Source organism: Archangium sp., assembly GCF_045802675.1.
Classification (GTDB): Bacteria; Myxococcota; Myxococcia; order Myxococcales; family Myxococcaceae; genus Archangium.
Map to the genome: position 1 here is coordinate 1 of NZ_JBJMQO010000001.1, position 10,940 is coordinate 10,940.

General features: G+C 70.3%; 7 protein-coding genes. 5 read left to right on the forward strand and 2 right to left on the reverse strand.

Annotated elements, in window-relative coordinates; all coding sequences use genetic code 11:
• The coding region (locus ACJ8AN_RS00005) for a transposase (RefSeq protein ID WP_407753088.1) at positions 1-214 on the forward strand (214 nt) is incomplete at its 5' end.
• 21 nt (positions 215-235) lie between these two features.
• Here ACJ8AN_RS00005 and ACJ8AN_RS00010 read toward each other — a convergent pair.
• Together ACJ8AN_RS00010 and ACJ8AN_RS00015 are read right to left on the reverse strand one after the other, a co-directional pair.
• Positions 236-781 carry a DUF1854 domain-containing protein gene (locus tag ACJ8AN_RS00010; protein WP_407753089.1) on the reverse strand — a complete coding sequence of 182 codons (546 nt, stop codon included), beginning with the start codon at positions 779-781 and terminating at the stop codon, positions 236-238.
• A gap of 58 nt (positions 782-839) precedes the next feature.
• Positions 840-3,146, reverse strand: coding sequence for an ABC transporter ATP-binding protein (locus ACJ8AN_RS00015; protein WP_407753090.1), 2,307 nt, complete (start codon positions 3,144-3,146; stop codon positions 840-842).
• A 53-nt stretch (positions 3,147-3,199) separates the two neighbouring features.
• On the opposite strand from ACJ8AN_RS00015, the gene cphA (ACJ8AN_RS00020) reads away from it, so the two are divergent.
• From cphA (ACJ8AN_RS00020) to ACJ8AN_RS00035, 4 genes are all read left to right on the forward strand, one after another.
• On the forward strand, positions 3,200-5,848 hold the full coding sequence (gene cphA / locus ACJ8AN_RS00020) for a cyanophycin synthetase (RefSeq protein ID WP_407753091.1): 2,649 nt from the start codon (positions 3,200-3,202) through the stop codon (positions 5,846-5,848).
• A gap of 22 nt (positions 5,849-5,870) precedes the next feature.
• The gene (cphA, locus tag ACJ8AN_RS00025; RefSeq protein ID WP_407753092.1) at positions 5,871-8,552 is read left to right on the forward strand and encodes a cyanophycin synthetase; all 2,682 of its coding nucleotides are present in this window, start codon (positions 5,871-5,873) and stop codon (positions 8,550-8,552) included.
• Positions 8,553-8,579: 27 nt separating this feature from the next.
• Positions 8,580-9,713, forward strand: coding sequence for an acyltransferase family protein (locus ACJ8AN_RS00030; RefSeq protein ID WP_407753093.1), 1,134 nt, complete (start codon positions 8,580-8,582; stop codon positions 9,711-9,713).
• Between the two features lie 558 nt (positions 9,714-10,271).
• On the forward strand, positions 10,272-10,940 hold a 669-nt coding region (locus ACJ8AN_RS00035), incomplete at its 3' end, for a CARDB domain-containing protein (protein WP_407753094.1).

A 10,940-nucleotide genomic window follows, 5' to 3' on the forward strand; every position in this document is an offset into this window, starting at 1 on the left:
AGTGCAGCGGGCAAGGCCCTTGCTCAATCGCCTGGGGCTGTCGCTTTTCTTCCTGCCCGCCTATGCACCTGAACTCAACGAGGTGGAGGCGGTCTTTGGCGTCATCAAGAGCTACGAACTGCCTGAGCGCAGCTACGCCACCCTCCCAGAGTTGATGACGGCGGTACGGCGAGCCTTCCGCCGCTACCGCCGCCGGCTCAATCGAAGAAGGTGATCAACATCTATGTCCGGGGGCTTAGAGGTAGCGCTGGAGGATCTTGCGGCTGTGCGCGTCCAGCGCCTTCAGGTCCGCCACCCGGTAGCGCACGCCGTGGGTGTCGGTGAGGACGGCGCCCGAGGGCCCCAGACGGCGGATGTTGTCCTCGCTCGGCAGGAGGAAGCGCGTCTCGCCGCGGTCCGTCTCCACGTGCCACGTCGTCGGCTCCGCGCCCGCGGAGACACCGTGAATCCGCCGGATGACCGGAACGAACTCGCGCCGCGCGAGCTCCGCGTCCAGCAGCGCCCGCGCCTTCGGGGGCAGCAGGCCCGGGTCGGCCAGGCAGAAGACCTCCCTGCCCCGCTCGTCGCAGAAGGAAATCCACCCGTCCGCCTCGGAGAAGGGAAAGCACCGCACGGGGACGACGTCGGTGAAGACCTCCCCCGAGGGCAGCATGAGGCTCAGCCCGCCCCGCGCGTCCTGGCTCAGTCCGGGCGGCTTCACGCCCTCCGGGGGCAGGTACGTCACCCGCGCGGCCACCTCCGGGGACTCCGCCATGGCCTGCTTCGTGGTTTCCTCCCGCATCTCGCTGTCTCCCCGGCGCACGACGGGCCCTTCGTTGCTCGTGTCTCGCATCGCTCGCTCAGGTCCCCGTGAGTTTCAGTTCGCCGGCCGCGTCCTCGGCGATGACCTCGCGGACCGGGCTCATCTGCGCCCGGCACAGCTTCGCGTACGCCCCCTCCACGGCCAGCAGCTCCTCGTGGTTGCCGGACTCGATGATGCGCCCGTGCTCCAGCACGACGATGCGGTCCGCCTTGCGCAGCGTGCTCAGCCGGTGCGCGATGGCGATCGTCGTCCGGCCGCGCACCAGGTTGTCGAGCGCCTCTTGAATCTGCCGCTCCGTCTGTGTGTCCACCGCCGAGGTCGCCTCGTCGAGGATGAGGATGCGCGGGTCGATGAGGATGGCGCGCGCGATGGAGATGCGCTGGCGCTCGCCGCCCGAGAGCGTCTGGCCCCGCTCGCCGACGATGGAGTCGTAGCCGTCGGGGAGCTGGAGGATGAAGTCGTGGGCGCGGGCCGCCCGGGCCGCCGCGATGATCTCCTCGCGCGTCGCGTCCGGCCGCCCGTAGGCGATGTTGTCCGCGAGGGTCCCGTAGAACAGGAAGGGATCCTGCAACACGATGCCGATGTTGCGCCGGTACTCGGACACCGGAAAGGCGCGGAGGTCCGTGCCATCCACGAGGAGGGAGCCCTCGCTCACGTCGTAGAAGCGGCACACGAGGTTGACGAGCGTGCTCTTGCCCGCGCCCGTCGTGCCCACCAGGCCGATCATCTCCCCGGCACGGATGGACAGCGACACCCCCTCCATCACCTGCCGCGCCCCGTAGCGGAAGTGCACGTCGCGCAGCTCGATGTCACCGCGCAGACGTCCCGGGTGGATGGGACGCGCGGGCTCGGGCACGCTCGGAGCGCGGTCGAGGATCTCGAAAATCCGCTGCGCCGCCGCGGCGGCCCGCTGGGTGCCACCCGCCATGCGCGTCATGGACTCCAGGCGCGAGTAGAAGCGCGCGATGTACGCGAGGAACGCGGTGAGCACGCCCACCGTCATCCGCTGATCATGGACGCGCCACGCGCCGAACGCCCACGCCACCAGCAGCCCCACCTGGTTGAAGAGCATCACCATCGGCCAGAAGAACGTCCACACGCGGTTGACGCGGTCGTTCGCCGCGATGATGGCGTCATTGGCCGCGCGGAACCGGTCCGCCTCGCGCTGCTCCTGCGCGAAGGCCTTCACCACGCGGATGCCGGGAATCGTGTCCGCGAGGATGCTCGTCATCTCGCCCCACGCGCGGCTGCCGTGGAGGAAGCCGTGCGAGAGCCGCTCGCGCAGGTAGTACGTGAGCCACGCCACCGCCGGAAACGTGCCGAGCGTCGCCGCCGCCAACACCGGATCCATATAGAAGAGCATCGCCCCGGTGCTGACGATCATCAGCACGTCCGTGACGAAGTCCGTCAGGCTGTCGGACAGGAAGGAACACAGCCGGTCCGTGTCGCTGCTGATGCGAGAGACCAGGTCTCCCGTGCGCTTGGCGCTGAAGAAGTCCAGCGAGAGCTTCTGCAGGTGTTGGTACGTGGTGTTACGCAGATCCGCGCTGATGCGCTCGCTCAGCCGCGCCAACACCCAGCCCTGCGCCCACCCCAGCGCCCACGCGGCCAGCGCCGCCACCGCCATCGCCAGCAGGTACGTGGGAACCCGGCCGAACGGGCCTCGCGCTTCCTCGCGCACCCGTTGCAGTGCCTCGCTTCGCTGCTCGCTCGACAGGCGAGCGTCGCTGCGGATTTCCTCCACACGGCTCTGATAGGGGGCGAGGATTTCGTCCACAAGCGGCCAGGTGAGGTACGGCGGCACGAGCCCCGCCGCCGTCGTCGCCATCGTCAGCACGACGCCCAGGAAGAGCGCTCCGAGGTGCCTCCGCGCGAACCTTTGCAGTCTCAACAACGAGCCGACATGGGCCGCGGCTTCGTGCGGCTCGGCCTCGGGAATCTCGGAGTCCTCGCTGGACTCGGGCCGCACCACGGGTGCACCCGAACGCAGGGCTTCGAAAGCCTGCACGAGCTCCACCGCCGGGCGCGCGCGCCCGACCGTGTAGAACCACTGCCCCAACCGCTCCGACTCGCTCAGCGCTTCGAGTGCGCCGAGACCTCCGCGGTCACGCGTCTTCAGCGAGACGATGCGCTCCAGGGGCCAGGCGCGCGGCTCGCCCTCGGCGCCGCTCGCACCGGTAGTGAGGAGTCGGCGATTGGTGAGCGCGAGCACGCTCTCGCGAAAATGCAGACGCTCGTCGAGGTCCGTGGCCAGGAGCGCGATGAGCGACTCGCCGGGCTCCAGACGCGCTTCGATGGCTCGGCGGCTTGCTTCCGTGATTCCGTCCAAAAGAGCTGCTCCCATGCCGCACCCGAGGGGCTCCCCGTAGTGCTCCGCTTCTTGCATGCAAGAAGCGCGTGCAAGATTGTAGCGTAACCAACAATCTCCTGGTCATCCGCCGTATCCGTACGCTGCGCGGGCCGAACATCTGGTCGCGCAAGCCGGTGCTCGAGGCCTGGGTGGACCTGGGGAGCCTCAAGGACACGCCCTCGGACAGTGTGCCCGGCTTCACCGACAGGCTGATGGCCTGGCTGCCGAGCCTCATGGAGCACCGCTGCAGCATTGGAGAGCGCGGCGGGTTCCTCCAGCGGCTGCGCACCGGCACCTATCCGGCGCACATCCTCGAGCACATCACGTTGGAGCTGCAGAGTCTGGCGGGCACGCCGGTGGGCTTCGGCAAGGCGCGCGAGACGAGCGAGGAAGGCGTCTACCGCGTCGTGGTGCGCTACCGCGAGGAGCAGGTGGCTCGCGCGGCCCTGTACACGGCGCGAGAGCTGGTGCTCGCGGCGATGCAGGACAAGCCCTTCGACGTGCGGGCCGAGGTGGCGAAGCTGCGCGACGTGGTGGAGAGCGTGTGCCTGGGGCCGAGCACGTCCGCCATCGTCGCGGCGGCGGAGGCGCGCGGCATCCCCACGCGCCGGCTCAACGCGGGCAGCCTGGTGCAGCTCGGGTATGGCGTGAAGCAGCACCGCATCTGGACGGCCGAGACCGACGGCACCAGCGCCATCGCCGAGTCCATTGCCCAGGACAAGGAGCTGACGAAGCAGCTGCTGCGCGCCGCGGGCGTGCCCGTGCCCGAGGGCCAGGTGGTGCAGAACGCCGCCGAGGCGTGGGACGCCGCCGGGGACATTGGCGTGCCCGTGGTGGTGAAGCCTCGCGACGCCAACCATGGCCGCGGCGTGTTCACCAACCTCTTCACCCGGGAGCAGGTGGAGACGGCCTTCGAGAAGGCCGTGCCCGAGGGCAGCGGCGTCATGGTGGAGCGCTTCGCACCCGGCAGCGAGCACCGCCTGCTGGTGGTGGGCGACAAGCTGGTGGCCGCCGCCCGGGGCGACGCCGCCTTCGTCACCGGCGATGGCCGGAGCACCGTGCGCCAGCTCGTCGAGGCGCAGCTCAACTCGGATCCGCGCCGGGGAGAGAGCCACTCGTCCCCGCTGGCCAGAATCGAATTCGACTCGCCCACGAGGCTGCTGCTGGAGAACCAGGGCTGTGGGCCGGACTCGGTTCCGCCCGAGGGCGCCACCGTCCTCATCCAGCGCAACGGCAACCTGCGCATCGACGTCACCGACGAGGTGCACCCGAGCACCGCCGCGCACGTCGTGCTCGCCGCGCGCATGGTGGGGCTGGACATCGCCGGGGTGGATGTCGTCGCGCAGGACATCTCGCGCCCGCTGGAGGAGCAGGGCGGCGTCATCGTCGAGGTCAACGCCAGCCCGGGCCTGCACGCGCACCTGATGCCGGGCGTGGGCAAGCCGCGGCCCGTGGGCGAGGCCATCATCGCCAGCCTCTTCCCCGAGGGGGAGAACGGCCGCATCCCCATCGCCTGCGTCACGGGCACCAATGGGAAGACGACGGTGACGCGGCTGGTGGCGCACCTGCTGCGCTCCTCGGGACGCCGGGTGGGCATGAGCTGCTCGGACGGCATCTGGGTGGGCGCGCGCCTCATCGAGCGCGGCGACTGTGGCGGGCCTCGCAGCGCGCGCAAGGTGCTGCTGCATCCCGAGGTGGAGGCGGCGGTGCTCGAGGCCGGGCGCGGCGGCATCCTTCGCGAGGGCCTCGGCTTCGACAAGTGCGACGTCGCCGTCGTCACCAACATCGGCGAGGCGGACCACCTCGGGCGCAACAGCGTGCAGACGCCGGACGACATGTACACCGTCAAGCGCTGCCCGGTGGACGTGGTGCTCCCCACGGGCGCCAGCGTCCTCAAGGCGGATGACCCGCTGGTGGCGGACATGGCGAAGCTGAGCGAGGGCGCCGTCATCTTCTTCGCGCTGGACCCGGAGCAGCCCGTGCTCGCCGCGCACCGCGAGCAGGGCAAGCGCGCGGCCTATGTCCGCGACGGTTGGCTCACGCTGGCCGAGGGCTCCCAGGAGACACGCCTCGCGCCGGTGGCCGAGCTGCCGATGGCCGCGGGTGGGCGCGCCCCCTTCCAGGTGGAGAACGCGCTGGCCGCCGTGGCCGCCGGGTGGGCGCTCGGGCTGGATGCCGAGGCGCTGCGCACCGGGCTGGCCACGTTCCGCGGTGACACGACGGATGCTCCGGGACGCTTCAACGTCCTCGAACACCGCGGCGCCACCGTGGTGGTCGACGACTGCCACAACACGTCGGCGCTGTCGGCGCTCGTGGACGCGCTCGGGAACTTCCCGCAGAAGCACCGCACCATCGTGTACTCCGCGGGAGCGGCGCGCCGGGACGAGGACATCGTCCTGCAAGGCGAGCGGCTCGCGCGGGCGTTCGACCGCGTCATCGTCTACGAGGACGGCTCGGCCGACGACCGCGCACAAGGCGAGCTCACCGCGCTGTTGCGCCAGGGCCTGTCCGCTGGCGGCCGTGTCACCGACATCATCGAGATTCTTGAACACCGCCTGGCCGTGGAGACGGCCATGCGTCTGGCTCGCGCCGGAGAACTGGTCGTCCTCCAGACGGAGGACAGGGGCACCGAGCCCACCGTCGAGCTCGCGCGGGCGTTGATCCGCGCGGCCGAGGGCCAGTCCCGGGCGGTCTGAAAGGCATATGAGGGAGTCACCCATGGAGATTCGTACCGTTCGAGCACTGCGCGGCCCCCACATCTGGGGCAGATGCACGGCCCTGGAAGCAGTGGTCGCCCTGGAGGGTGAGCTGAGCCGCCCGGTGGCGGAGCAGCCGGGCCTCGAGACCCGGCTGCGCGAGTGGCTGCCGTCGCTGGACCTGTCCGCGGCGCCCGTGGAGGGCAGCTCGCGGGTGTTCGGTCCGCCCGCGCCGGTGGACTCGCTGGCGCACGTGCTGGGCCGCGTCGTCCTGACGCTCCAGACGATGGCGGGCTCGCCAGTGGCCTTCGGCCGCACGGCCTCCCTGCGCGAGCCCGGCACCTTCAAGGTGGTGGCCGAGTACCGCGAGGAGCAGGTGGGCCGCGACGCGCTCGAGGCCGCGCGCCAGTTGCTCACCGCCGCGGTCTCCGGCGCCACGTTCGATGTGGCGGCGGCCGTGGAGAAGCTGCGCAAGCTGGACCAGAACATCCGGCTGGGGCCCAGCACCGGCTCCATCGTCCAGGCGGCGAAGGACCGGGGCATCCCCATCCGCCGGCTCAACGAGGGCAGCCTCGTGCAGTTCGGCTGGGGCTCGCGCCAGCGGCGCATCCTCGCGGCGGAGACGGACCGCACCAGCGCCATCGGCGAGTCCATTGCGCAGGACAAGGAGCTGACGAAGACGCTCCTGCGCTCGGTGGGCGTCCCCGTCCCCGAGGGCCAGCCCGTGGAGAGCGCCGAGGAGGCTTGGACGGTGGCCTGCGAGATCGGCCTGCCCGTGGTGGTGAAGCCGCAGTACGGCAACCAGGGACGCGGCGTGGCCGTGAACCTGTCCACGCGGGAGCAGGTGCTCGCGGCCTATGCCGCCGCTCGCGAGGAGGGCTCGTCCATCCTCGTGGAGAAGTTCGCGCCGGGCGATGACTACCGGCTGCTGGTGGTGGGCTCGCGCGTCGTCGCGGCCGCCGTGCGCCACCCCCCGCGCGTGACGGGAGATGGGGTCCGCTCCATCGAGCAGCTCGTCGCCGAGGCGAACCTGGATCCACGCCGGGGCGAGGACCACGCCACCTCGCTGAGCAAGCTGCGGCTCGACGCGATTGGCCTCGCGGTGCTGGCCGAGCAGGGCTACACGCCGGCCTCGGTGCCGCCGCTCGGCACGCTGGTGGTGCTGCGCCGCAACGCGAACCTGAGCACGGGCGGCACGGCCACGGACGTCACCGCGCAGGTGCACCCCGAGGTGGCCGCGCGCATGGTGGAGGCCGCGCGCGTGGTGGGCCTGGACATCGCGGGCGTGGACGTCGTCTGCCGAGACATCGGCCGTCCGCTGGAGGAGCAGAACGGCGTCATCGTCGAGGTGAACGCGGCCCCTGGCCTGCGCATGCACCTGCAGCCCTCCGAGGGCAGGCCCCAACCGGTGGGCGAGGCCATCGTCGCCACGCTCTACGCGGACGGTGACGAGGGCCGCATCCCGCTGGTCGCCGTCACGGGCAACAACGGGAAGACGACGACGACGCGCCTCATGGCGCACCTCCTGAAGACGTCCGGCAAGCGCGTGGGCATGACGTGCACGGACGGCATCTACATCGACGGCCGCCGCATCGACACGGGCGACTGCAGCGGGCCCAAGAGCGCGAAGGCCGTGCTGCTCAACCCCATGGTGGAGGCCGCGGTGCTGGAGACGGCGCGCGGCGGCATCCTGCGCGAGGGGCTCGGCTTCGACCGGTGTGACGTGGCCATCGTCACCAACATCGGTGAGGGCGATCACCTCGGGATGAACGGCATCGACACGGTGGAGCAGCTCGCCGCGGTGAAGGGCACGCTGGTGGAGAACGTGTCCCCGGCCGGCAGCGCCGTGCTCAACGCCGCCGATCCCCTGACGGCCGCCATGGCCGAGCGGTGCACGGGCAAGGTCATCTTCTTCGCCCGCGAGGCGGCGCAGCCGGTACTGGCCGCGCACCTGGCCCGGGGTGGCCGTGGCGTCTTCGCGCAGGACGGGGCCCTGTTCCTGGCCGAGGGCTCGCACCGCGAGCGCCTGGTGGAGCTCGAGGACGTCCCGCTCACGCACAACGGCCGGGTCGGCTTCCAGGTGGAGAACGTGCTGGCCACGGTGGCCGCCGCGTGGTCGCTGGGCCTGTCCCCGCAGGTGGTGCGCGCGGCGCTCGCCACGTTCAGCGGCACCTCGGACCAGACGCCGGGACGCTTCACCGTGCGCTCCTACGCCGGGGCCACGCTCATCATGGACTACGGGCACAATCCGGACGCGCTCCTGGCGCTCATCGAGGCTTTCGGAAGCATGCCGCACTCGCGCCGCGCCGCGGTCTTCACGGCGGCCGGAGACCGGCGTGACGTCGACATCATCCGCCAGGCGGAGATCATCGCGAACGCGTTCGACCGGGCCGTGGTGTTCGAGGACGCGTGCAACCGTGGACGCGAGGACGGCGCGGTGCTCGCGCTGCTGCGCGAGGGCTTCGCCCGGGGCAGCCGCCTGAAGGAGGTGGTCGAGGCCCGGGGTGAACAGCGCGCCATCGAGATGTGCCTGCGTCAGGTGCGGCCCGGAGACCTGGTACTCATCCAGGTGGACCAGGTCGAGTCCTCGCTCGCCTTCATCGAGCGGTTCATCACCACCGAGACCCCCGCCCCCACCGAGCTCAACGTCCCCCGCCCGGAGAGCACCCCCGAGGTCCGCCGCCCGCGGTCCGCGGTTGGCTGAGCAACGACTCCCCTCCCCCCGTCCGCCGTGTCCCCTTCCACTGAAACCCCGAGCCCGTCGCGGCTGCCGTTCCTCGAGCTGCTACGGGCTGTCGCCTCGCACCTCATCGTCTGGCACCACCTGGCCTTCTACGGCCCGCTGTCCGACGTGGCCTATCCGCTCGCGCCCGGGTTGATCGACGCGCTCTACGAATACGGGCGGATGGCCGTGCAGGTGTTCTTCGTCCTCGGTGGACTGCTCACGGCCCGTGCGGCCTCGCGTGAGGAGGCGCCCCGGGTGCGGGCGCTCGGAGCGGCGGCGTGGCACCGCTACCGGCGCTCCGGGCTGCCCTATCTGGTGGTGCTCGGGGTGGCCATCGCGGCGAACGCCGTGGCGCGCGGGTGGATGGACCACGAGTCCATCTCCGCGCCCCCCCAGCTGCCCCAGGTGCTCGCGCACGTCTTCTTCCTGCACGACATCCTGGAGTACGAGGCCCTCACCGCCGGCATCTGGTACCTGGCCATCGACTTCCAGCTCTTCCTGCTCACGTTCCTGATTCTCGCGCTCGCGCCGAAGCTGGCCCGCGCGCTCGGGAGGTGGAAGCCCGTGAGCGGCTTCACCGCGGCGCAGGGGCTGTTCTGGCCGCTCGCGCTGGCGTCACTGTTTGGCTTCAACCGCCACTCGAGCCTGGACTGCTGGGGCATCTACTTCTTCGGCAGCTACTTCCTCGGCATGGTGCTGCAATGGACGCTCGCGGGACGGCTGCCTCGAGCGCTGTTCTGGACGTACGCGGCGCTTGTCGTCGCGTCGAGCGTGCATGACTGGCGTCCGCGCCTGCTCGTGGCGACGGCCACGGCACTCCTCATCTACGGCGCGTGGAGGACGGGGCTGCTGGAGCGCTGGCCGCGCAGCCCGCTCATCGCCTACCTGGGGCGCATCTCGTTCAGCCTCTTCCTCACGCACTTCCCGGTGTGCCTCGTCGTCAACGCCGCCGTATCGAGGCAGTGGCCGGGGTCGCAAGGCGCCGCGCTCGGAGGCATGGTGGGGGCCTGGCTGCTGAGCATCGGGGCGGCGGTGGTGTTCCACCATGCCGTCGAGGCGCCGCTCACGGCGAAGCGCGGACGTGCCCGCATGCCGGCGGCGCCCGAGACGTCGCGCCCGACCATGGGTGCTGGCGCGTAGGGGTGACGGCTACTCCACACGGGCGCGTCCCTCCACGGGGCTGGTATCAACTTCTCGATAGCGTGAAGACCTTGGGTCGGCATCCGTGCTCGGGCCGACCGAGATTGACGCACCCGTTCGTCAATCCACGAAGGTGTTCACATGAAGACTTCACCCAAAGGACCCGGCCGCGGGACGTGAAGAAGCCGGAGCACGTCGAGAAGCTCCGCCGTTTCTTCCGTGCCGCCAATGACAAGCGGCTCGCGATCGTCGCGCACCTCTGGATCGTGGATGGGACCTACGGGCGCGAGCACTCGGAGATCTTCCTGAACCAGCTCCTCCCCGAGGCGCCGGACGTCACGGTGCAGACATCGAGGAGCTGCTCGACGAGCCCCATCCTCACCGGCTTCAGGCCATCCCCCCCGCATCTCCAACCAACCCACCGGGCCCATCGCTGTTGTCATCGAGCTGTAACAGTACACCCTCATTAATTGACTCTCCGTGAAAAACCTGCGATTCTTGCCAGGCAGGTATTCCGAAAAACCATGCCGGACAGGCTGAAACGCGAGAGTACGAGCCATGACAGCAGCAGTCTGGGGGACCCGAGTCATAGGGGCCGTGGTGTTGTTGTCGCTGGGGGCGTGCGGAAAGTCCGCGGATGAAGGGGCCCTGGAGCGACGAGCGCTGCGGCAGGCCGCATCCATGGGGCCCGACTTCATCATCAAGTCCGTGAGCGGACCCGCCAGTGCCACGCCCGGCCAGCAGTTCACCGCCTCCGTCACGGTCTGCAACCAGGGCACCCAGGGTGACTCCACCGACGTGGAGCTCTACTTCTCCTCCGATGCAATCATCACCCCCCCCACGACTCCGGGCCCGACCACGGATCAGCCCCTGGGCCGTATGCCCACCAGCTTCCTCAATCCGGGCCAATGCCAGACGCTCTCCATGTCCACCTCCGCCTGGGTGCCTTCCAACGGAGCCTGGTACCTCGGCGCTGCCGCCGACCCGAGCAACTCCCGCCCCGAGCTCATCGAGGACAACAACGCCCTCGCCGGCACGCGCATGGGCGTGGGCAACAAGGCCGACTTCATCATCCAGTCGGTGAGCGGACCCGCCAGTGTCATGTCCGGCCAGCAGTTCACTGCCTCCGTGACGGTGTGCAACCAGGGCACCCAGAGTGACTCCACCGACGTGGAGCTCTACTTCTCCTCCGACGCCACCATCACCCCCCCCACGACTCCGGGCCCG

Bases quoted from the DNA above. Each gene is read 5' to 3' on its own strand.
- ACJ8AN_RS00010 (WP_407753089.1), bottom strand. From the start codon at position 781: ATGCGGGAGGAAACCACGAAGCAGGCCATGGCGGAGTCCCCGGAGGTG.
- cphA (WP_407753092.1), top strand. From the start codon at position 5,871: ATGGAGATTCGTACCGTTCGAGCACTGCGCGGCCCCCACATCTGGGGC.
- ACJ8AN_RS00015 (WP_407753090.1), bottom strand. From the start codon at position 3,146: ATGGGAGCAGCTCTTTTGGACGGAATCACGGAAGCAAGCCGCCGAGCC.